Source organism: Rhizobium sp. P2_G9, from assembly GCF_056403475.1.
Window position 1 is genome coordinate 38040 of the sequence record NZ_JBFUFK010000018.1, and the last position, 22992, is coordinate 61031.

Here is a 22992-nt window from a genome sequence, read left to right on the forward strand (position 1 = left end):
TTTTGCGACAATCTGCGTGCATGGCGGGCGCGAGGGCGATATTGCGCTTGAAACTAACCAATTTTTTACGATGATATGTGACAAGCAGGGTTCATGCCCTGCTGTTCGGCGGATTCCGGATCGCGACGGAGGGCGGTGTTCATTGCGTATCCACGGGGGAACAATGCGCTGGCTAGCACTTGTCCTGCCTTTGCTTATGGCTTTGGCGTCCTGCAGCACCACGAGCTATGATGTCCTCCAGACCGCGTCGGTAGCTCCGCGCTTTCAGGACAAGGATCCGCAGGATTTCGGCTCCCGCGCTCCACAGCATCATCCGATCCACGGCATCGACGTGTCGAAGTGGCAGGGCGATATCAATTTCGCCAGAGCGCGCGCCTCGGGCGTCTCCTTCGTCTTCATCAAGGCGACCGAGGGCAAGGACCGGGTCGACGACAATTTCGAGAAGAACTGGCGCGGCGCCGCGACGGCCGGCGTGCCCTATGCTCCCTATCACTTCTATTATTTCTGCTCGACTGCCGACGAACAGGCCGACTGGTTCATCCGCAATGTGCCGAAGCAGGCGATCAACCTGCCGCCGGTGCTCGACGTCGAATGGAATGCCGCCTCCAAGACGTGCAAGACACGCCCGTCGCGCGAAGTCGCCGTCGCCGAGCTGCAGCGCTTCATGGACCGTATCGAGGCCCATTACGGCAAGCGTCCGATCATCTATACTTCGGTCGACTTTCATCGTGATGTTTTGATCGGCGAGTTCAAGAACTATCACTTCTGGCTGCGCTCGGTCGCCGACCATCCGTCCAACGTCTATGCCGGACGCCGCTGGGCCTTCTGGCAATATACCTCCACCGGCGTCGTGCCGGGCGTGCCCGGCGAATGCGACATCAATGTCTTCGCAGGCTCACAGAAGAACTGGCACAACTGGGTGGCGTCGGTCTCCGGATGATTTTCGAGAGGCCGGACCGCTGTTCGGCCGGTCTATCCGCAGTATTTCCGGGACGGATGCACGCAAAGACTTGCATCCGCCTTAATCTTCTGGAAAAGCTTTCCGCGCCGTCAAACCCGCTATCGGAAGGTGTTCCATGCCGCTTAAGCGCACTGCGCCCGTCGCTCTCGCTCTCCTCATGTCTTCCATCCTTTCCGGCGCGGCCTTCGCGCAGAGTACCGCCCCTTGCGGCGGCGACCTCGGAGCCTTCCTTGACGGTGTGAAGAAAGAGGCGATTGCTGCAGGCGTCCAGCCGCAGGCGGTGGATGATGCGCTCGCCGGCGCCCAGATCGACAACAAGGTGCTGAGCCGTGACCGCGGCCAGAGCGTCTTCCGCCAGACCTTCCTCGAATTCTCCAAGCGCGTCGTCAGCCAGGCCCGCCTCGACATCGGCCGCAAGAAGATCAAGGACCATGCCGACACCTTCGCCAAGGCCGAACAGGACTACGGCGTGCCTGCCCCTGTCATCACCGCCTTCTGGGGTCTGGAAACCGATTTCGGCGCCGTGCAGGGTGACTTCAACACCCGCAACGCCCTGGTGTCGCTGGCGCATGACTGCCGCCGCCCCGACCTCTTCCGGCCGCAGCTGATCGCCTTCATCAAGATGGTCGCCGACGGCGATGCCGATCCGAACACCACGACCGGCGCCTGGGCCGGTGAAATCGGCATGGTGCAGATGCAGCCACGCGACATCATCACCTTCGGCACCGACGGTGACGGCGACGGCCATGTCGAACTCAAGAAGAGCGAAGACGACGTCATCCTGACGGCCGGAAAGTTCATCCAGCATCTCGGCTTCACCCGCGGCCAGCCCTGGCTGCAGGAAGTCACCATCCCGCAGAACCTGCCCTTCGAGAAGAGCGGCATCGGCGGGCCGCTGACGGCCGCGGAGTGGTTCGCGCTCGGCGTCAAGCCGCGCGACGGCAACACCTCCAGCGGCGCCCTGAAGGCGGCGCTCATCCTGCCGCAGGGCCGTCTCGGGCCGGCCTTCCTCGCCTATCCGAATTTCGGCATCTATCTCGAATGGAACAAGTCGTTCGTCTATACGACCTCGGCTGCCTATTTCGCCACCCGCCTTGCAGGTGCGCAGCCCTATCTCAAGGGCAATCCGGCAACCGGCCTGTCGGGCGACCAGATGAAGGCGCTGCAGACGAAGCTCAAGGCGCTCGGCCACGATGTCGGCGACATCGATGGCATTCTCGGTGGCGGCACTCGCATCGCCATCCAGCAAGAGCAGCAGAAGCTGGGCCTGCCGGCCGACGGCTGGGCGACGCCGGAACTGCTTTCGAAGCTCTGAGCAGAGATCAATCCCTGGAGATCACGGCCCGCATCGTCGGGCCGTTTTTATTTTTTTGCTTTGCCGGATTTCGGGTGGCCGGGCCGACCATCCACAGGCATAGTTGCGGTGGCCGTCAAGAGCCGCAATCTCCAATGCTGCTGGTAAGACTTATGAACACCCCGAAAACCCAATCGATCTCGCTCAATGCCTGGCTGATGCTGTTGCTGCTCGGCCTGCTCTGGGGCGGCTCGTTCTTCTTCGCAGGCGTCGCGGTGCATTTCATCCCGCCGGTCACGCTGGCCCTGCTGCGCTTCCTGATCGCGGCGCTGACGCTGCATCTCTTCATTGCCGGTCGATTCGGCATCTATCGCGAGCTCCGGGCCCGATGGCCTGCCTTCCTGCTGCTCGGGCTGATTAACAACGTCGTTCCGCAGACGCTGATCTTCCTCGGCCAGACCCATATCGGTGCCGGGCTGGCCTCGATCCTCAATGCCACGACACCGATCTGGACCGTCCTCATCGCCCATTTCGCCACAGCCGACGAGAAGCTGACCGGCGTCAAGATCGCCGGCACGATGACAGGCCTGGTCGGCACGATCCTGCTGTTCAGCCCGCATCTCGGCGCCGGCGSCGGCGCGCCGCTCTGGGCGCTCGCCATGCCGGTCATCGCCGCCGTCTCCTATGGATTAGCGGCGATCTTCGCACGCCGTTTCCGCGGCATTGCAGCACCCGTGACCGCGGCTGGGCAGTTGACAGGTTCGACCATCATCGCCCTGCCCCTGTCGCTGCTGGTCGACCATCCCTGGAGATTGACGCTGCCGCCCTTCGACGCCATCGCCGCCGTGATTGCGCTCGCAGTCATCTCGACGGCCTTCGCCTATATCCTGTTCTTCCGCCTGATCGCTGCCGCCGGCGCCACCAATGCCTCGCTGGTCACCCTGCTCGTGCCGCCGAGCGCGATCCTGCTCGGCATTCTCTTCCTCGGCGAACATCTGGGACCGGCGGAATGGGCCGGCATGCTGGTCATCGGACTCGGTCTGGTAATCCTCGATGGTCGGTTGGTGGCCAGACTGCGGAGCCGGGCATAGCCACAAATCGCTCTGTTTCGTGACCTTCCGTTACGGAAGTGTCACCAAGTGTTAACTTTGGTGAGCCGATTGTGAAAAAATTGTGAATCGGAAAAACAAAAGATATTTCATTCCATTAACCCTGTGAATAAGCCCGTGGCGCGGGATTTCTACCGCAGTGCGGCACAAGATTCGCTTTCCAAGGCTGGAAATGCCGATATCATGATCGGGTCAACAGCAGCAGGAGGTCGGACATGGGACTGACTCAATCACTGAACGCGATGTTGGTTGGTGCGGCATTTCTCTTTGTAGGCGTGATGTTGTTTATCTGATACGCCGTGCCGGGATCGGGCTGAGGCCCGCAAGAAAATTCAAGGAAAGAGCGCTGATATTGCTTCAGCGCTCTTTTCATTTAATGGACCAATTTGTTGAGGGCCAAGCCTCACGCTGCCGCAGACGACAGGTTTCTCGGCTGAGACATCACGAATCCCGATTGTTCGAGCACGCTCGACACCAGTTGCGGCCGGTTCATCGTATAGAAATGGAATTCCTCGATGCCGCGATCGATCAGCTCGCGAACCTGGCGGCTTGCGAGTTCGGCAGCGCGCTTCGCCCGCTCCTCAGGCTGATCGTCGACCGGAGCAAGGGCCTTATCGACGAAGGCCGGTACGGTGGCGCCGCACAGCGAGGCAAATTTCTTCACCTGGGCAAGATTGTGGATCGGCAGGATACCGGGCACGACTGGAATATCGATGCCCGCCGCACGGACGCGGTCGAGATAGCGGAAGAATACATCGTTGTCGAAGAAGAACTGGGTCAGCGCTCGCACCGCGCCGCCTTCGACCTTGCGCTTGAGCATGTCGATATCGGCGGCCGTATCGGCGCTTTCCGGATGCTTCTCCGGATAGGAGGATACCGAAATCTCGAAATCGCCAAGCGCCGACAGGCCGGCGGCCAGCTCCGCCGCATTGGCATAACCGCCCGGATAGGGCTGGTAGCGCGTGCCGATCCCACCCTGCGGGTCGCCGCGCAATGCCACGAAATGGCCGACGCCGGCGGCGCGGAATTCTTCGACGACGCGGTGTACGTCCTCCCGGGTCGAGCCGACGCAAGTCAGGTGCGAGGCCGTGGCGAGGCCGGCCTGGCGGATCATCCGGCGGACGGTCGACAGCGTCGTATCGCGCGTCGTGCCGCCGGCGCCATAGGTGACCGAGACGAATTCCGGCTGCCAGCGCTTGAGCGCCGCCACGGTCTCCCAGAGCTGCGTGTCCATCTCCTCGCTCTTCGGCGGGAAGAATTCGAACGAGATCTTGATCTTGCCGTTTCGGGTGTCAGCCTGCATCTCAGACCCTCCGGATTGCCGCCTGGGCGGGAACATCGTCAGCAATTTCCAGCCGGCGATCGCGCGCCAGCCAGATTGTCACAGTCAGTGCCTCGCGATCGCTCTCGGGCTTCAGATCCTTGACCTCGACGATTTCGAGTCCAGCCTTGTTCAGCCAATCCGTCATCTGCTGGTGCGAGAAGCCGAGGCGTGCATGGTGATGTTCGCTGCGCAGGTTATCGAGCCCATGCGGGGCGAAATCGACGATCAGCAACCGGCCGCCGGGGCGCAGCATGCGCACCGCCTCGACGATGGCGATTTCCGGGTTTTCGAGGTAGTGCAGCACCTGATGGATGCTGACGAGATCATAGCGGCCGCCTTCGAGCGGCAGGTTGAAAATGTCGCCGAGCCGCACCGAAGCTTTGGAAATGCCCGACTTTTCCAGATTGGCGCGCGCCACCGACAGCATTTCGCGGCTGGCATCGACACCGGTTCCGTGGCGATAGAGGCCTTCGAACAGTTGCAGCAGGCGGCCGGTGCCGGTGCCGAGATCGAGGAAATCATTGACCGGCCGATCGCCAACCATGCCGCGCAACGCAGCCTCGACCTTCGCCTCGCTGATATGCAGCCGACGCAATTCGTCCCACCCGCCGGCATTCTCGCTGAAATAGGCCTGCGCTTTTTCGGCCCGCGCCAGTCTGACCTGGACGAGCCGAGCGTGGTCACGCGCGATCACCGTATCGGCCGCTGACGCGCCCTCGATGATCCTGCGGACGAGGCTCGACTGGTCGCCGTCGCGCCGCAGCCTGAACCAGGCCCAGGCGCCTTCCTGATAGCGCTCGATCAGCCGCGCCTCCGACAGGAGTTTCAGATGCCGCGAGATGCGCGGCTGCGACTGGCCGAGGATTTCAGTGAGATCGGTTACGGTAAGGTCGCCAGAGGACAGCAGGAGCAGGATGCGCAGGCGCGTCGGCTCAGCCGAAGCCTTGAGGATATCCACCAATGCATTGAGCGAAAAGCCTTGTACCGACACCATTTGCCACCCAATCAAGATATAAAGATATCTTTATATGATTAAGGTGTATGGCGCAAGCAGAAAATCCGATGCCGTTTCGAAAACATCAGACGACGAGGGCCGGCATCTGCATGCCGGCCCTCAAAATATTGAATTTTCGATCTTTCGGAGCATTCTATCCGCGGCCGAGCGACGGCGGCGAGAAAGCCGCCACACACTGAGGTCAGCCTTCCAGCGACAGGCTGATTAGACGCGACCTAGCGGGTCAGCCGTTTATAGGTCACGCGCTTCGGATTGACGGAATCGGGGCCGAGGCGGCGGATCTTGTCCTTCTCGTAATCCTCGAAATTGCCCTCGAACCATTCGACATGGCTGTCGCCCTCGAAGGCGAGGATATGCGTGGCCAGCCGGTCGAGGAACATGCGATCGTGGCTGATGATGACCGCGCAGCCGGCGAAATTTTCCAGCGCGTCTTCCAGTGCCGCCAGCGTCTCGGTGTCGAGGTCGTTGGTCGGTTCGTCGAGCAGCACGACATTGCCGCCGGATTTCAGCATCTTGGCGAGGTGGACGCGGTTGCGTTGGCCGCCCGAGAGCGTGCCGACCTTCTGCTGCTGATCGCCGCCCTTGAAATTGAACGCGCCGCAATAGGCGCGCGAATTCATCTCATACTTGCCCAGCTTGATGATGTCGTTGCCGCCGGAAATCTCTTCCCATACCGTCTTGTTGCCGTTGAGCGCGTCACGGCTCTGGTCGACATAGGCGAGGTCGACGGAATCGCCGATGCGGATTTCGCCATTGTCGGGCGCCTCCTGGCCGGTGATCATACGGAAGAGCGTCGTCTTGCCGGCGCCATTCGGGCCGATGACGCCGACAATGCCGCCCGGCGGCAGGTTGAACGACAGGTTGTCGATCAGAACCTGGTCGCCATAAGCCTTGGACAGGTTTTCGAACTCGATCACCACATTGCCCAACCGCTCGCCGACCGGAATGATGATCTGCGCGTCGCCGGGCCGGCGATCGGCGGCTGCCTGGACCAGTTCGTCATAGGCGCGGATACGCGCCTTGGACTTGGCTTGCCGGGCTTTGGGGCTAGCCGAGATCCATTCCTGTTCACGCGACAGCGCCTTCTGGCGGGTCGCCTCCTCGCGGCCTTCCTGCTCCATGCGCTTGGACTTGGCGCCGAGATAGGCCGAATAATTGCCTTCGTAGGGAATGCCACGGCCGCGGTCGAGCTCGAGAATCCAGCCGGTGACATTGTCGAGGAAGTAGCGGTCGTGGGTGACCATCAGCACGGCGCCCGGATATTCGCGCAGATGCTTTTCCAGCCAGGCGATGGTTTCAGCGTCGAGATGGTTGGTCGGTTCGTCAAGCAACAGCAGACTGGGCTGGCGCAGCAGCAATTGGCAGAGCGCCACGCGGCGCTTCTCACCGCCGGAGAGATTGTCGATCGTGGCGTCGCCCGGCGGGCAACGCAGCGCTTCCATCGCCATCTCGACCTGCGAATCCAGGTCCCAGAGGTTCTGGCTGTCGATGATGTCCTGGAGTTTTGCCCCCTCGTCCGCCGTCTCGTCGGAATAGTTCATCATCAATTCGTTGTAGCGGTCGAGGATCGCCTTCTTCGAGGCGACCCCCTCCATGACATTGCCGAGCACGCTGAGCGACTCGTCGAGTTGCGGCTCCTGCGCCAGATAGCCGACCGTGGCGCCCTCGGCGACCCAGGCCTCGCCCGTCCATTCCTTGTCCATGCCGGCCATGATCCGCAGCACGGTCGACTTACCGGCGCCGTTGGGGCCGAGAATGCCGATCTTGGCATCGGGATAGAAAGAAAGGTGGATATTCTCCAGCACTTTCTTGGTGCCGTAGGCCTTGGTGAGCCCGGACATATGGTAGATGAATTGGCGCGCCATGCCGAAACCTCGATGAACGATCCTTGGAAGTTGTCGGCTATGTAGGGCAATTCGGATTGACGGGCAATGTTCAATCGGCCGAATCCAACAGGCGCGTTCATTGCTGCCCGACAGAGTCGACAATCCCCTCCACGCAGCCGAACTTGGTTGTCCCCGCCGTGGCGATCAGCGCTTTGAGATCATCGCCCTCGGTGCTTCCGAGCCCGATGGTGATGCCGGTAATGATCTCGCGGTCGCCGTCCTTGCGGCAGCGCATCTTGATCTTGTCGCCGGCGCCCGCCCCGAAGGCGGTCTCGAAAGCAGCCTTGATCTCGGCCTGCCTGAGTGTCTTGCCGATATTGTCGCCGAACAGTTGGCCGACAGCGGACTGGTTGACGGCCGCCAGCATTTTCAGCGAGCGCTCGTAATAGCGCGCCGCGACATCGCCGGAACAGGTCCCGTGCTTGACCCATTCATGGCGCTCGAGCCCCGACACCATGCCCGGCATGGCCTTGGTGAGCTCCACCTTGAGACCCTCATCGAGCGCCAAGGCCGGCATGGCGAGCCACTTGTGCTGCTTGTCCTGATCCTTGAGGGCATCCGGCACGCCGCAATATGTCTGCCGCATGCGCCAAAGACCGTTCAGCGAGAATTGGCGCGCCGCAAGATCGCTGGCCGACTGGTCACGGCATTCGGCCATGTTGGATTTCCCCTCACAGAAAGCCGGCTGCCAGCCCAACCCAAGTATCATGACGGTCTTTCCCGTCGCCGCGGTGGCGGGCGAATTGTCGTCATCGGCCGGACTGTCGGGCATCTCCGCCGCAGAGAGCAGTGCCGGGAAGGCCAGGAAAACGGCACAGCAAAGCAATGGGAGCAGCCGAAGCGCTCCATTTATCATCCGTTGCATGGATAACTCCTCATAAAGAACAAAACATGAATATAAGAAGCACAATTCAGGAAAATTGCAACCCTGAATCTTATTGCGTTTAAAGATTCATCAAGCAATTTGCCACTTTATGTTCCGTCTTTTCTCGTTCATCACTAATCGCCATCGGGGCGCAATATCGGGACAGCCATGACCTACGAGACGCCGATTGAATTCGCGAGCCCGAGCGGGGCAAAACTATGCCTCCGGCACCAGGAGGCAGAGACAAACGGCAAGGCGACCGTGCTGATTTCGCATGGCCTTGTGGAACATTCCGGACGCTACCGCGCATTTGCCGGATTTCTTGCAGGGCGCGGCTATCACGTCTATGCCCACGACCATCGCGGCCATGGCAAGAGCACGGCTCTTGACGCCGAGCCTGGACGCTTCGCGCGAAAAGATGGCGCAAGGCGCGTCGTCGAGGACCTGCTCGCCGTCCGCGACTTTGCCGCCAGCCGGCATCCAGGCTTGCCGATCATCCTGTTCGGCCACTCCTTTGGCGGCAATGTCGCGCTGGCTGCGGCTGAAGCGCAACCCGCCAGCTTTCAGGGGCTTGCCGTCTGGAACACGAATGCCAATCCGGGCATGGCCGGAAAGGCCCTGGTGCTGCTGCTCAAGACCGAACGCTTCCTCAAGGGCTCGGATGTCCCCAGTTTCTACGGTATGCGCTTGACCTTCGATACCTGGGCGAAATCGCTTCCCGAGGCGCGCTCGGATTTCGACTGGCTGTCGCGTGACGCTCGCCAAGTGAAGGCCTATGTCGAGGATCCGCTCTGCGGCAGCCGGCCGTCGGTCTCCATGTGGCTCGACGTCTTGCAACTGGCGGGAGAAGCCGGTCATGTGGCCGCGCTGCGCCGATTGCCGAAGACCTTGCCAGTACATCTCGTCGGCGGCGGCAAGGATCCGGTGACAAAGGGTGGCGAGACGATGCGAAAACTCGCGAGGCAGTTGACGTCGCTTGGCATGAATGCGACGAACCTGACGATTTACGAAGACATGCGTCATGAAACGCTCAACGAGATCGGCCGCGAAGAGGCGATGAAAGCCTTCGCAGCCTGGGCCGACGGCGTTGTCATGAAAGTTTCACAGAATGAGGCAAATGGCTGACTCGACTCTCATTTCCCGTCCTCGCCTGCTGCCAAGCACCGGCGTCACGCTGATGTGCGCCTCGGTGCTGACGGCGCCATTGATCGATGTCTTCTCCAAGCTCGCCGTTGGCAGCGTGCCGGCCGGCGAGGTCTGTTTCGCACGCTTCCTCTTTCAGGCCCTTTTCATGCTGCCTTTCGCGCTGATGCGCGGCCGGCTGTTCAGCCGCTCGCTTTTCCAGGGCAGCCTGCATTTCCTGCGCGGCTTCCTCATCCTCGCCGGCATGACCGCCTATACCTATGCGCTGAGGACCATGCCGGTCGCCGATGCCATCGCCATCTTCTTCGTCGAACCTGCAATCCTGACGCTGATGAGCGGCATCCTCCTCAAGGAGCATATCAGCCGCAACAAGATCATCGCCTGCGCCACCGGCTTCGGTGGATCGCTGATGGTGATCCAGCCCTCATTCAGCCAGTTCGGCTGGGTGTCGCTGCTGCCGATGGCGACGGCCTTCACCGTCGCCTCCTTCCTGTTGCTGACGCGGATTTCGGCGCGCACGGAGGAGCCGTCGTCGATGCAGTTCCAGTCGAGCGTCTGGGGTCTGCTCGCCGCGAGCCTGCTGCTGGCGATCGGGCATCATGCCGAAATTCCCGTCTACGATCCGGTCTTGCCGGACCTGTCGACCGTGCTTTTCCTTGCCGGCGTCGGCCTTGCGGCGACGATATCCGGCATCCTATCGGTCTATGCCTACCGCGCCATGGCCGCCTCCGTGCTGGCGCCGCTGCAATATCTGGAAATCGTCACCGCCTGCATCGTCGCCTATTTCGTCTTCGGCGACTTCCCAGATGCGCTGAAATGGGCGGGCATCGTCATCATCATCGGCTCCGGCCTGTTCATCATCTGGCGCGAAGACAGGCCGGAAGCGGAGAACAGCGCGGCATAATCCGGATTTTGCCGGCTGGCCGCTTGCCAGCTGCGACATTCTGACGCTATCTGCAGCTATCTCCATCAGCGACAGGTCTGACCATGCTTTCCGGCATCTTCACCCTAGACAACCTTTTCACCATCGACAGCCTCATCACCTTCCTCATCCTGACAGCGCTGGAAACCGTGCTTGGTTTCGACAACCTGCTCTACATTTCGCTGGAATCGAAAAAGGTCGATCCGGCAAAGGAATCCTCGGTGCGGCGCACCGGCATCCTGCTCGCCATCGGCCTGCGCATCCTGCTGCTCTTCGTCGTGTTGCAGCTGATCGCCGCCTTCCAGACGCCAATCTGGCAGGTGCATTCGGTGATCTTCGGCGCCTCGATCACCGGCCATTCGCTGATCGTGCTGTTCGGCGGCATCTTCCTGATCTACACCGCGATCAAGGAAATCTGGCACATGATCGGCAGGCACGACCTCGAACATGGAATCGATACGGCACCGCGCCGCACGGTGGCCGCCGCGCTCATCTGGATTCTCATCATGAACGTGGTTTTCTCTTTCGATACAGTGCTTTCCGCGGTGGCATTGACGAAGAATTTCATCGTCATGAGTGCGGCGATCATCGTATCCGGTGCGCTGATGGTCATCCTCGCCGACCATGTGGCCAATTTCCTCAAGCGGAACCGCATGTACGAAGTGCTCGGCCTCTTCGTGCTGCTGCTGGTCGGCTATATGCTGCTGTCGGAAGGCGGCCATCTTGCCGAACTCTCCTTCTTCGGCTTCCCGGTCGAGCCGATGGCGAAATCGACCTTCTATTTCGTGCTGGCCACCTTGCTGATTGTCGAAATCATCCAGAGCCGCTATCAAAAACGGATTCTGGAGGAGCAGTCGCGGGACGAGCACTGAGCCGTTCCGCCAAGGAGAGAGTGAGCCGAATGTCGAAAAGAACCGGCGGGCAGCTGATCGTCGATGCCCTCGTCGCCAATGGCGTCAACCGCGTCTCCTGCGTGCCCGGCGAGAGCTTTCTCGCCGTGCTCGATGCGTTTTATGACACGGACATCGAGGTCATGGTCTGCCGGCAGGAAGGCGGCGCGGCGATGATGGCCGATTGCTGGGGCCGGCTATCCGGCCAGCCCGGCGTCTGCTTCGTCACGCGCGGCCCCGGCGCCACCAATGCCTCGGCCGGACTGCATATCGCCAGGCAGGATTCGGTGCCGATGATCCTGTTCATCGGCCAGGTGCAACGCGATGCGCGCGAGCGCGAAGCCTTCCAGGAGGTCGAGTTCCGCCGCGCCTTCACCGAATTCGCCAAATGGGTGGCCGATATCGACGATGCCGCCCGGATTCCGGAATTCGTCACCCGCGCCTTCGCTGTCGCCACATCCGGCCGTCCCGGCCCGGTCGTGCTGGCGCTGCCCGAAGACATGCTCCGGGACCTGGTCGACGCGCCCGAACCAATGCCCTATATGCCGGTTGACACCCATCCGGGGCCAAAGCAGATTGCCGGGCTCGGTCGCCTGCTCGCCCAGGCGGAACGGCCGTTGGTCATCCTCGGCGGCACCCGCTGGACGGAGACCGCGGTGCGCGACTTCACTGCCTTCGCCGAGCGCTGGTCATTGCCGGTCACAGTCTCCTTCCGCCGGCAGATGCTGTTCGACCACCTGCATCCGAACTATGCCGGCGATGTCGGCATCGGCATCAATCCGGCGCTGGCCGAGGAAGTCAAAAATGCCGATCTCCTGGTCCTGCTCGGCGGCCGGCTGTCGGAAATGCCCTCCTCCGGCTACACGCTGATCGACGTGCCCTATCCCAGACAGGCGCTGGTGCATATCCATCCCGATAGTTCCGAGCTCGGCCGCGTCTATCGCCCGGATCTGGCGATCAATGCCGATCCCACAAGTTTTGTCGCCGCCCTCGCCAACCTTTCGCCTGCGAGCGAACCCGATTGGAAGGAACGCACCGAGGCCCTCCACGAAGCCTATCTCAAATGGTCGACGCCGCCGGCGACCGGTCCGGGCGATGTCGCCATGGGGCCGATCATGGCCTGGCTCGAGGAAAACCTGCCGACCGACGCGATCATGACCAACGGCGCCGGCAATTACGCCACCTGGTTGCACCGCTTCCACCGCTTCCGCACCTTCGCCACCCAGGCCGCACCCGCTTCGGGCTCGATGGGCTACGGCCTACCCGCGGCCGTGGCGGCCAAGGCGATGTTTCCGGAGCGCGAAGTGGTCTGCTTTGCTGGCGATGGCTGCTTCCTGATGCACGGCCAGGAATTCGCCACCGCGGTCCGTTATAACCTGCCGATCATCGTCCTCGTCATCAACAACGGCATTTACGGCACGATCCGCATGCACCAGGAACGTGACTATCCGGACCGTATCAGCGGCACTGGCCTCACAAATCCGGATTTCGCCGCTTACGCCCAGGCGTTCGGCGGTCATGGCGAAACGGTGGAGAACACCGCAGCTTTCGCCGACGCGTTTTTGCGCGCCCGGGGAAGCGGCAGGCCCGCGATCATCGAGATCAAACTCGATGCTGAGGCGATCACGCCGAGCCGCACGCTGAGCCAGATCAAGGGCACCGGCAAGCGATAGGCGGCAGGCACCTGCCGGATGGCAATTCGGCATCTACGATGTCGATCGTGCGGTTGCGTTGGCGACAGCGCTTCATAAATAATACCGGTCACGCTCGTTTCGTTGGAGATTACCGCATGCAGGCGACATCCGAGACCAAGTTTGAATATTCCGCCAACAATCAGCTTTACCGCGGTCTGCTGATCAAGCCCGTCGATGGACAGACAAAGGCAGGCGTGGTGCTGCTGCCGGATTGGCGCGGCCAAAGCCCGCTCGCCCGCGACCATGCGGACCATCTTATCGCACTGGGCTGCCATGTCGTCATTGCCGATCTCTATGGCGATGGTTTCAGCCCGGACAATCCCGATCAGGTCGGGCCGATGGTGAAGCGGTTGATCGACCATCGCGACCAGGGCGTCGCCGCTTTGGGGGCATGCGTCGAGAATCTGAGGCAGGCGCTTCCCCAGGGCATGCCGATCGTCTGCCTCGGCTATAGCGCCGGCGGCATGGTTGCCCTGGACTATGGTCGTAGCGGCGCCGATATTGCCGGGATCATTGTCTGCTCCGCCTTGTTGAAGACGGCAGCGGCCGGCATGGGAACAAAGATCGCCGCACCGGTGCTGATTCTGCTGGGCACACAGGACCAGGTCTCGCCGATGGAGGTGATCGATGCGGTCATCGCGGAAATGGATCAGGCCGGCAACGATGTCCGCTTGGAACTCTACAGCCAGACGCATCACGCCTTCGACAATCCGGATGTCGGCACCGATCCGAACGCCCGCCTGGTCTATTCGCCGCTTTCGGCGCGTCGTGCCAGAACCTCGATCGCTGCCTTCATGACCGAAGTTACCGAACGGCCCTGACCGCCGACCCGGAACCCGGCTCCAGAAGGGCGCCTCAGTGGATTACGAATCCTCTTCCTCGAGGACGCCGCCTGGATCCGGTATCTTGCCAGCGGCGAGCCATTTGACCGCCTGGTCCCTCGCCTTCAGATAGGCGGGCGCAAGCGACATTGACACCGTTTTCTTGTTGAGGTCGTAGATCGCCTGCCGTTCGATATCGCTCAAATGCTTGTTGTTGGAGGTCGGGTTGAAGGCCGGCCCGTGATATCCTTCCATCCATTCCTTATAGCGCTGCATCTGCATCTGGCGGCCGACGAAGCGGAGCGGCGAGAGCAGCGAATCAGCCGTGCCGGTGATGCCGGCCTCGACAAAATCGACGTGGACGTGATCGTCATGAAGATCCCGCACCCCGGCGGCGCTCGTGGTTTTTTCAATCCCGCCGCCATCGGCGCTCCAGATCGTCCCGTCATAAATGACATGACCCGTGCTGGGCGACTGGCCCGGGTCCTTGAACATAGCGTAAAGAAGCTTGCCAAGCGTCTTTTCCGGCGGGTTTCTGACGTCGAGATAGATGTCGATGGCGCGGCCGCTGGCATGCATCGACTTCACCCCCGGCTTGCCGCGGATATCGCGGTCGACAAATCCGCCCATCTTGAAAATGATGTAGGGAAATTCGTCTGCCAGAGTTTTCATCAGAGAAACCACGAAAGGCTTGCTGCCATCGCTTTGTATCAGCATTCCGCTCCAGTGTTTCATCGCTGCCTCCGTTCCTGAACCGGTATCCGCGGCGGCTGGCCGCATCTCTGGTCCCCAAGTTAACAATGCACATTCGGTGGATGGAATATGTTCTCTACGGAACAGCCCTGCTTCGTATTCGCCGATAATTTGATAATATTAGCAAAGCGCTAGACAAGCCCTGTTAGCGGACGCGGAGGACAGGCCCATGAAGATGCTGATATTGCGTGGAAAAGCCGGAGATTACCCGACGCCCGACGGAAAGCCCAAATATTGGCAGAAGGGCGCATTGGACGAACCCCCGGCGCTGGAATTCGCGCGACTGAGGGGATATGACGCAAAAGTGATCGATGTAAAAGGCTATTCAGCTGTCAACAGTGAGCAGATGGTCGCGACACTCAAGGAAATCCGGGCGGATGATGATGTCTTCGCACTCTATGGATTTTCCGCAGGCGGCTATACGATTGCCAATATCCTGTCCGTGCTGACGAAAAAGGAAAAGGAGCGCCTGGCTCTGGTCGTCGTCCTCGGAGCTCCGCCGCACTCGGCTATCTACGACGGACCGTGGGAGCTGATTTACAGGGAGGACCCGGAGGGTAAGAACGGCCATATGCGAGGCCCGAGGGTGCTCCTGACCAACCCCTACGGCCCGACCCGCCGTTCTCCCGCCACCAAGCACCCGTGAGGCCATCCGATGAAGATGTTCATATTGCGCGGCAAGGCAGGCGACTATGCTCTGCCCGGCGGCAAGTCGAAATATTGGGCCAACGGCGCACTCGACGACACCGCCGCCATGGATTTCGCCCGCCTGCGCGGCTACGAGCCGAAGATGATCCCCGTCGCGGGAAATTCCGGCTACAACAGCGCCCAGATGCGTGAAGCGTTGAAGCAGATCCGCGCCGACGACGACGTTTTCGCACTCTACGGATTTTCCGCCGGCGGCTACACGGTATGGAACATCATCAACAAAGCGCTGACGACGAAGGAGAAGGAACGCCTGGCTCTCGTCGCCGTCCTCGGCTCTCCCGGACCTCCTGCCATGGACACCTATCGTGGCGATTGGGAGCTTATTTTCCGCGAGAACCCGCCCGAAGGCCACATGGCCGGCCCACAGGCGCTGCTCAAGCGCCCCTATGGCCCGGACTGATCATCTAAGCTTTGCGCTTCCCTGAGCCGGCCAGTGCAGCGGCTCGGGGCATAGAGCCGACGCCCCCACATAGGAAAAAGCCCGCGCTTTCGGCGCGGGCCAGCCTCGGTAGGCGTCCTCGTTCTTATGGTAACGGGTTATGCCGCGCGGCGGCGCAGCTTGGCGGCTGCCTCGTCCAGCTGGAAGCGAGCGATGAGCTGCACCAGGCGGTCCGCCTCGCCGGCGAGCTTCATAGTGGCGGCCGACGTCTCTTCCACCATCGCCGCGTTCTGCTGCGTGACGTTGTCGATCTGGTTGATCGCCTGGCTGATTTCGTTGATGCCGACGGCCTGTTCCTTGGCCGAGTCCGCAATTGCCTGGATGTAGTCGTTGATCGAGGCGACGCGGCCAGCAATTTCCGACAGCGCGCTTCCTGTTTCCTGCACGAGCCGGACGCCTGTCTGCACTTCATCGCTCGAACGGGTGATCAGCGTCTTGATGTCCTTGGCCGCATTGGCGGCGCGCTGAGCGAGCTCCCGCACCTCCTGCGCCACCACGGCAAAGCCTTTGCCTGCCTCGCCCGCACGCGCCGCCTCGACGCCGGCATTGAGCGCCAGCAGGTTGGTCTGGAAGGCGATCTCGTCGATCACGTTGATGATCTTGCTGATCTCGTTCGAGGCATTTTCGATGCGGCCCATCGCGTCGATCGCATTGCCAACCACCTGGCCGGCCTGACCCGCATCGGTCGTGGCCTTCCGGACCATGGTGGCGGCCTCTTCGGCTTTGCCGGTCGCGGTGCGCACGACGGTGGTGATTTCCTGAAGTGCCGCCGAGGTTTCCTCAAGCGCCGCAGCCTGCTGTTCGGTGCGCTTCGACAGGTCGTTGGTCGACGAGCCGAGCTCGTTGATGTTGCCGTTGATCGAATCCGACGTGTTGAGCACTTCGCGGATCGTCTGCTTCAGGCTGGTCATGGTGCCGTTGACATTGCCCTGCAGCTCGGCGAAGGCGCCCTGATAGCTACCGTTCATGTTGCGGGTCAGCACGCCCTCAGCGAGGTTGGCCATGACAGCCCGCATCTCGCTGATGCCCGCGTCGACAGTGCTCAGCAGCTGGTCGACATTGGTGGCGACGACATTGAGGTTGTGGTCGCCAAAATCCTTGTCGATGCGGCGGCTGAAATCACCCGAAGCAGCAGCGGCGACGACCGAAGACATCATTGCCTGCAGTTCATCGTTCTTGGCACGCTGGATCGCCTCCCTCTGGTGGAGCTCGCGAACGGCAAGGCCGTTCTCCTTGAACACGCCCACGGCACGAGCCATGTCGCCGATCTCATCCTTGCGGTCGGCAAAAGGAACGACGATGTCGAAATTCCCATCGGCCACCGCCCGGATCGTGTCGGTAATGCCATGGATCGGCCGCGACAGGTGGAACCTGGCAATGGCGAAGCCCAGGCCCGCGCCCGCCGCGATGCCGACGACGGCTGTCGCGCTGACCAGGATGAAGATCCATTGCTCGAATTCCTGCAGCGAGTTCTCGACGGTCTCGAGCCGCTTCTTGTCGACATTGACGACAGCGTCGATTTCCTTCTGGAAGGCCTTGCGGTTGGCGCGGTTGGCCTCGTTGTTGCCCTGTTCGTTGGCGGCAGCAATGCTGACCGTCGTGCCGAGACGCGCAGTCTCGCTACGGAAGGCCTTGAACTCCTGCGAGCGCGAGACGACCTTGTCGAAAGCGTCTTTCTGGTCGGCCGGCACCAGCGGCTCCCAGGCCTTCAGCACCGTATCCATCTCGGCGAGATCTTCGGTGAGACCATCGGCGAATTTCTTGGCGTCCTTCAGCGACGGCGCCCCGTAAATGCCGCGCGCTTCCATCACCACAGCCGTGACATAGCGGTTGAGCCGTTCACCATTATAGGCGCGTTGCGATGCGAGCTTGTATTCTTCGAGCTTGTTACCATAGCCCTCCATGGCAAATATCGCCATTGCCGCGATCAGCACGGAGGAAAAACACATGACTGCAACAAGACTGTAGATTTTACCGCTGATTTTCACCGACTTGCCCCTCTCGGCACGAACGCCACCCCTTGACAGCCCTTAGCTGGATTGAATTAAATTTAGAAACTTGCCATTAACAGACACTTAAGTTGCGCTCCCCAAAGCCACTGGTTTTGCAATATATAGGCAAATAGCTGTATTTTTTCCGGTTTCCATGCGAAAACAACAATCAGGAGGCGATCAACGCGCCAATCGCCTGTGCTGGCGGTTACTAAAAATTGAAAATAGCCCAAAATAAAGGGAAGCTTCGGTCGTTCGAAGCTTCCCCGGCGATGGATGGAATTCGTCGTTTGAAAGAAACCGATTGTTAACGCAGGTGCGACGTCATCTGGTAGATGATCGTCGAGCGGTTGCCCGAGCGGCAATAGCTCAGCATCGGTTTCGGCAATTCGTCCAGCGCGTCAACCATATCCTTGACGGCATCACCTGAGGGCTGGCCGACGACGGGAATATGGGCGGTTTCGATGCCCAGTTCCTTGGCGCGCGCCGCGATCGCCGCAAAATCAGGCTGGCCGGGATCCTCGTCATCAGGCCGATTGCAGACGATGGACTTGAACCCCATGGCCTTGATCTGGTCGAGGTCTTCGACGGCGATCTGTGGGGAGACGGAATATTCGTCATTGATCTGGCGGATGTTCATCGCACACTCTCTATAGATAAAGCGTCGAATAGGTAGCCAGCCCCGCCGCCGCCGTCAATCACCGAAAGGCGAAACTCAGCCGGTAGGTGCGAATTGCACCGGGCGTCAGCGGCGTCATCAGGCCCATGGCATCGAGTTCGTCCCGCTTCTTCCAGGGATGACTTGCCGGTTCGATGCCCAGAACATCGCAATGGCCCGCTTGATTGCGCCACATCTGCAGGCATGGCAGCGTGTCTGCCGAAAATCCCACCCTTAACGATCGGCCGCCGATCGACTCGATAGGGCCAAGCCGGACTCCCGCCCTGCCTTCCTCCTCGGCGGCCGGCACACAGAAGACCGCGCTGTCGCCGTCGCCGAATCGCCAGCCGATTTTCCCGCCCTCGAACGAAGCGCCCACCAGCTTGGTGCGCCGGTCGAAGAGATGCGCGCCGATATTCATGTGATACATCAGCATCGGCGGGAAGGGCACGCGGCCGATATTGACGAGCCGGTCTTCGAGACCGATCTTGCTGGTCACGTTGTCGAACCGCCATCTGCGCATGAGATCGGCCTCGCCGCCCTGGGCCAGCGCGACGCGGATGCGGGCCGTCACCTCGCTGCCGTTTGAAAGCTCCCTCACCCTGACGTCGTCAGGCAGGTGACCGGAAAGCGAACCATGCAGCGGATAGCGCCCATCGATGCCGTCGCCGAGCGGTTCGGGATGGCGGATATGGTCGGGACCGCAGGTGAACAGGAAACCCGCCACCGCATGCCGGATTCTCGGATCGCCATCATCAGGGACCGCATCGCCCGGCGCGATCTCGACGCCGTCGACCCTGAGCGAGCCGACATCGAGCGCCGAGCTCTCGTCCAGCTCAATTTCCAGTCGTTCATCGCCGAACCGCATCGCGCCTCCCCTTGCCCCTCGATCGGCTTTGTGGCTTTCAAGCCACGGAACCGAAGGGATTTTCATCCTTTATTCACCGAGACGCTCGAAATTCCACACTAGAGTCAAATTTCAAGTGCTTCGCTTGTATCCATCCACCGAATTCGACATTCGCAACAGAGCAGGAAATGAAAAACACAATTGGCGCCCTCTCCTTGATCGCGGTTCTCTTCGCGAGCCCGGTCTTTGCACAGGACTTGCCCACTGACGAGCGCGGCATGGTGCTGGTCACCCCCGACGGCGACCTGCTCGACTATATCCCGGATGCCAACGACGTGATCGTCAAGCGCAACAAGCGCGGCGAACGCGTGCTGATCGACCATTATGGCAACATCGTCGCGACCGAGATGCGGGCGATGAACTATCTCAATCGGCGCAAGGCCGGCCAACTGCCGTCCTCGGCCGTGCAGGATGATTATGCCGGCCAGCAAGCCTATTCGGACAGCGCCGGCCAGGACGATCCCAATTACTTTCCGGAACGGCCGCTACGCAATCGCAGGGACAATAGTGACACCGCCGGCATGGCGACGGGTTCCGTGCCTGATGCAACCGATGGCGACCAGCAGGGCGGCTCCATCGAGCAGCCGCTGCCGGGCGACGGCGTCAAGAGCGACAATATGGGCGACGACCAGTCCGTCGACCAGAATCAGAATGACGACAATACCGACATGGCGGCGCTCGAGCCGGCCAAGCCGGCGATCGACGACAAACCGGCCGATCCTGTGATCACGCTCAAGGGCAAGCATTCCAAGTTCGAGATCACCGCCTTAGAAGTCTTCCTCGACCGCGAAGGCGCCTCCCCCGGCGCGATCGATGGAAAACTGGGCTCCAACGTCACCAAGGCGATCCTCGCCTATGAGAAGATTTCCGGCGAAAAGCTCGATCCGAACAATTCCGAAGACATTATGAGCCGGCTCGGCCTTGATGGCGGCTTGCCGATCACCGACTATACGATCACCTCCGCCGACGCAGCCGGTCCCTATCTCGCCGCTATACCGGAAGACTACTCCAAGAAGGCCACGCTGCCGGCCATGTCCTATACTTCGGTAACCGAAGCGCTCGGCGAGCGCTTCCACATGGACGAGAACTATCTCAAGGAGCTCAATCCGGGCAAGGACTTCACCATTCCCGGCACCGTCGTGAAGGTAATCAATCCGGGCGCCAACCGCACCGGCATGGTCTCCAAGATCATCGCCGACAAGAGCCGCAAGCAGGTGTTCGCCTATGGTCCGATGGGCGAATTGGTCGCTGCCTATCCAGCCTCGATCGGCTCCGCCGATACGCCCTCCCCATCCGGCATCCACCTCGTGGCCCGCGTCGCATTGAACCCGGACTACACTTATAATCCGAAGATCAATTTCAAGCAGGGTTCGAACAACAAGGTGCTGACTGTCCCGCCGGGGCCGAATGGCCCGGTTGGCACCGTGTGGATCGCACTCGACAAGCCGACCTACGGCATCCATGGCACGCCGGATCCTTCGCGCATCGGCAAAACCCAGAGCCATGGCTGCATTCGACTCACCAACTGGGATGCCCAGGAACTCGCCAAAATGGTAAAGCCTGGCGTGACCGTCGAGTTCGTCGATTAAGAGCACTCTTTCAGCCCTTTCTAAAAACCCCTAAAAATACATAGGAAAAAGCCCCGAAACCTCGGTTGCGGGGCTTTTTTATTAACCATGACTAGGGAAATTATCCCATTTTGACGCATGCCATCGCGCGCTAGAATTGACTTCAATAAACGGTTTGTTAATCTTTATAGAAGCTTAGAGCGGTTTTTTCAATGTGGATGAAAACAGCACATGAAATGCTCTGAGTAAGTAATTTGATACGAATCGAAGCATATCTGTGTGTGTAGTAAAAGGTGCGCGATGTTTGATAATATACCTGGCCAGCTGAGGACAAGTCTACCTGCGGTCGAGAGACAGAATTATCCGACCAATCTACTTGCCCGTTGGGATGAGCCAGGCGACTGGTGGGAAAAGCGCGTGCAATATGGCATCGATCCCTACCAGAAATACTCGACGAGCCGCGTCGGCGCATTCATCGAGGGTGCCCATCGGGACGGCACTGTATTCCGCGGCCACAATTTTGCCAGCCAGGATTACCTTTCACTTTCCTCACATCCAAAGTTAATAGAAGCAGCCAAGCAGACGATCGATCAATACGGCCTGCACAGCGCCGGCTCCGCCGCACTGATGGGCAACACCGCACTTTCGGTGCAACTCGAACGCCGGCTCGAAGCTTTTCTCGGCTTTGACGACGTGGTGGTGTTCCCCATCGGCTGGGCAGCCGGCTATGGCGCCGTCAAGACGCTGGTCAAATCGACGGACCATGTTGTGATCGACATCCTGGCGCATGCCTGCCTCCAGGAAGCGGCCCGCGACGCCACCGACAATGTCCATCTGCATTCGCATCTCAATGTCCGGGCGGTCGAGAGCCGGCTGGAACGCATCCGCCGCGAGGACCAAACGGGCGGCATCCTCGTCGTCACCGAAACGCTGTTTTCGATGGACAGCGATTTCCCCGATATTCCGGCGCTGCAGGCGCTCTGCCACAAGCACAATGCCACGCTGCTGGTCGATTGCGCCCATGACCTTGGCGCCCTCGGCGCCACCGGCCGCGGCAAGCTCGAAGATTTCGGCATGCTGGGCGGCGTCGATATCCTGGTCGGCGCTTTCTCCAAGAGCTTCGCCTCGATGGGCGGCTTCGTCGCCACCAACAACAAGGGCTTCCGCTTCGGCCTGCGCGGTCAGTGCGGCCCCTCGACATTTACCAATGCCATGTCCCCCATCCAGGCCGCGACAATCCTTGGCGCTCTTGATATCGTCGAGGGTGAGGAAGGCGCGCAGCGCAGGGCAAAGCTGCTTCACAACAGTCTAAGGCTGCGCGCCGGCCTGGAAGAAGCCGGTTTCGAAGTGCTCGGCAAGCCGAGCGCAGTCGTACCGATGCTGATCGGCGACATCCTGCTCGCCCGCTTGATGACCCGCTACGCCGTCGAATATGGTGGCATCGTCAACCTGGTCGAGCACCCCGCCGTCGCCCGCAATGCCTGCCGCTGGCGCCTGCAGGTGATGGCCGACCATACCGAAGAGCAGATCGACGCCATGGTCGAGATTGCAGTCAAGGCGCGCGAAATGGCCGAGTTGCATGTCGAATGGCTGTCCGCCAACGACAACGACGAAACCGCTGAGCCCACCTCCCCGCTGCTGCCGATCGAACTCCCCGCCGCGGCAGCAGAATAAGCCTCCCCACTTCGAAATCGGCCGCTGGCTCTCGGTCGATTTTAGAAGTGGGGGCTTTTTCTCGACTTGGCGTCCCCTGAAGACCCTGGTGCCCCCTCACCAGGGTCTTTTCTTGTTGTGCATTATGGCAAGCCGATAATGCATATTGTGTGGTGGATTAATTGAAGCGCAGGTCTGCCCAATCTAGCTGAAACAAATCTCGGTCGGGTCGAAGAAATTGTAGGGGGCCAGGAGGCCAGAGATTACCTCGAAGAATATGTGCCAAACCACTCAATTGGGGCGAACGCTCTTGCGAAATGATCGCCAGCATTTTGCACATTAGAATTTGCCACGCGTGGCCCGTGTAGAAACACCTGAATATTCAAAATGC

Annotated in this window: 20 protein-coding genes; 12 read left to right on the plus strand and 8 right to left on the minus strand. The window is 60.7% G+C overall.

Going from position 1 to position 22992, the window contains the following annotated elements:
- Positions 1-163 precede the first annotated feature (163 nt).
- From AC1DYF_RS16835 to AC1DYF_RS16845, 3 genes are all read left to right on the plus strand, one after another.
- Positions 164-940: a glycoside hydrolase family 25 protein gene (locus AC1DYF_RS16835; protein ID WP_477877890.1), complete on the plus strand. Its 777-nt coding sequence runs from the start codon at positions 164-166 to the stop codon at positions 938-940.
- A gap of 136 nt (positions 941-1076) precedes the next feature.
- Positions 1077-2276, plus strand: coding sequence for a lytic murein transglycosylase (locus AC1DYF_RS16840; RefSeq protein WP_477877891.1), 1200 nt, complete (start codon positions 1077-1079; stop codon positions 2274-2276).
- 152 nt (positions 2277-2428) lie between these two features.
- Entirely contained in the window at positions 2429-3346 is a 918-nt protein-coding gene (locus tag AC1DYF_RS16845; protein ID WP_477877892.1) for a DMT family transporter, read from the plus strand.
- A gap of 421 nt (positions 3347-3767) precedes the next feature.
- On the opposite strand, the gene metF is transcribed toward AC1DYF_RS16845, so the two are convergent.
- The 4 genes from metF to AC1DYF_RS16865 form a co-directional block, all read right to left on the minus strand.
- Positions 3768-4667: a methylenetetrahydrofolate reductase [NAD(P)H] gene (metF, locus tag AC1DYF_RS16850; protein WP_477877893.1), complete on the minus strand. Its 900-nt coding sequence runs from the start codon at positions 4665-4667 to the stop codon at positions 3768-3770.
- Position 4668: 1 nt separating this feature from the next.
- On the minus strand, positions 4669-5682 hold the full coding sequence (locus tag AC1DYF_RS16855) for an ArsR/SmtB family transcription factor (protein WP_477877894.1): 1014 nt from the start codon (positions 5680-5682) through the stop codon (positions 4669-4671).
- Positions 5683-5918: 236 nt separating this feature from the next.
- Positions 5919-7568 carry an energy-dependent translational throttle protein EttA gene (gene ettA, locus AC1DYF_RS16860; RefSeq protein WP_477877895.1) on the minus strand — a complete coding sequence of 550 codons (1650 nt, stop codon included), beginning with the start codon at positions 7566-7568 and terminating at the stop codon, positions 5919-5921.
- A 97-nt stretch (positions 7569-7665) separates the two neighbouring features.
- Positions 7666-8454: a ribonuclease T2 family protein gene (locus AC1DYF_RS16865; protein WP_477877896.1), complete on the minus strand. Its 789-nt coding sequence runs from the start codon at positions 8452-8454 to the stop codon at positions 7666-7668.
- A 168-nt stretch (positions 8455-8622) separates the two neighbouring features.
- Here AC1DYF_RS16865 and AC1DYF_RS16870 point away from each other — a divergent pair, with 168 nt between their 5' ends.
- From AC1DYF_RS16870 to AC1DYF_RS16890, 5 genes are all read left to right on the plus strand, one after another.
- Positions 8623-9579, plus strand: coding sequence for an alpha/beta fold hydrolase (locus AC1DYF_RS16870; protein WP_477877897.1), 957 nt, complete (start codon positions 8623-8625; stop codon positions 9577-9579).
- Entirely contained in the window at positions 9572-10501 is a 930-nt protein-coding gene (locus AC1DYF_RS16875) for a DMT family transporter (RefSeq protein ID WP_477877898.1), read from the plus strand. Before AC1DYF_RS16870 ends, AC1DYF_RS16875 begins: the two co-directional genes overlap by 8 nt.
- Before the next feature lie 83 nt (positions 10502-10584).
- The gene (locus AC1DYF_RS16880; protein WP_477877899.1) at positions 10585-11391 is read left to right on the plus strand and encodes a TerC family protein; all 807 of its coding nucleotides are present in this window, start codon (positions 10585-10587) and stop codon (positions 11389-11391) included.
- Positions 11392-11420: 29 nt separating this feature from the next.
- Entirely contained in the window at positions 11421-13082 is a 1662-nt protein-coding gene (locus AC1DYF_RS16885; RefSeq protein WP_477877900.1) for a thiamine pyrophosphate-binding protein, read from the plus strand.
- Positions 13083-13198: 116 nt separating this feature from the next.
- Entirely contained in the window at positions 13199-13924 is a 726-nt protein-coding gene (locus tag AC1DYF_RS16890; protein WP_477877901.1) for a dienelactone hydrolase family protein, read from the plus strand.
- Between the two features lie 42 nt (positions 13925-13966).
- Here the strand turns inward: AC1DYF_RS16890 and AC1DYF_RS16895 are convergent, their stop codons facing one another.
- Positions 13967-14659 (minus strand): VldE C-terminal domain-containing protein, encoded by a 693-nt coding sequence (locus AC1DYF_RS16895; RefSeq protein ID WP_477877902.1) that lies wholly within the window; start codon positions 14657-14659, stop codon positions 13967-13969.
- 187 nt (positions 14660-14846) lie between these two features.
- Between AC1DYF_RS16895 and AC1DYF_RS16900 the strand changes: the two genes are divergently transcribed.
- Together AC1DYF_RS16900 and AC1DYF_RS16905 are read left to right on the plus strand one after the other, a co-directional pair.
- A complete protein-coding gene (locus AC1DYF_RS16900) occupies positions 14847-15323 on the plus strand; it encodes a hypothetical protein (RefSeq protein ID WP_477877903.1) in 477 nt (158 codons plus the stop codon).
- 9 nt (positions 15324-15332) lie between these two features.
- Complete coding sequence (locus AC1DYF_RS16905; RefSeq protein WP_477877904.1) at positions 15333-15785, plus strand: hypothetical protein; 453 nt, start codon at positions 15333-15335, stop codon at positions 15783-15785.
- A 137-nt stretch (positions 15786-15922) separates the two neighbouring features.
- Here AC1DYF_RS16905 and AC1DYF_RS16910 read toward each other — a convergent pair whose 3' ends face one another.
- From AC1DYF_RS16910 to AC1DYF_RS16920, 3 genes are all read right to left on the minus strand, one after another.
- Positions 15923-17812: a methyl-accepting chemotaxis protein gene (locus tag AC1DYF_RS16910; RefSeq protein ID WP_477877905.1), complete on the minus strand. Its 1890-nt coding sequence runs from the start codon at positions 17810-17812 to the stop codon at positions 15923-15925.
- A gap of 310 nt (positions 17813-18122) precedes the next feature.
- Positions 18123-18455: a protein tyrosine phosphatase family protein gene (locus AC1DYF_RS16915; protein WP_477877906.1), complete on the minus strand. Its 333-nt coding sequence runs from the start codon at positions 18453-18455 to the stop codon at positions 18123-18125.
- Positions 18456-18513: 58 nt separating this feature from the next.
- The gene (locus AC1DYF_RS16920; protein ID WP_477877907.1) at positions 18514-19341 is read right to left on the minus strand and encodes a DUF4432 family protein; all 828 of its coding nucleotides are present in this window, start codon (positions 19339-19341) and stop codon (positions 18514-18516) included.
- Positions 19342-19508: 167 nt separating this feature from the next.
- Between AC1DYF_RS16920 and AC1DYF_RS16925 the strand changes: the two genes are divergently transcribed.
- Complete coding sequence (locus tag AC1DYF_RS16925) at positions 19509-20969, plus strand: L,D-transpeptidase (RefSeq protein ID WP_477877908.1); 1461 nt, start codon at positions 19509-19511, stop codon at positions 20967-20969.
- A gap of 279 nt (positions 20970-21248) precedes the next feature.
- Positions 21249-22622, plus strand: a complete 1374-nt coding sequence (locus AC1DYF_RS16930) for an aminotransferase class I/II-fold pyridoxal phosphate-dependent enzyme (protein WP_477877909.1) — start codon at positions 21249-21251, stop codon at positions 22620-22622.
- The last annotated feature ends 370 nt before the right edge of the window (positions 22623-22992 follow it).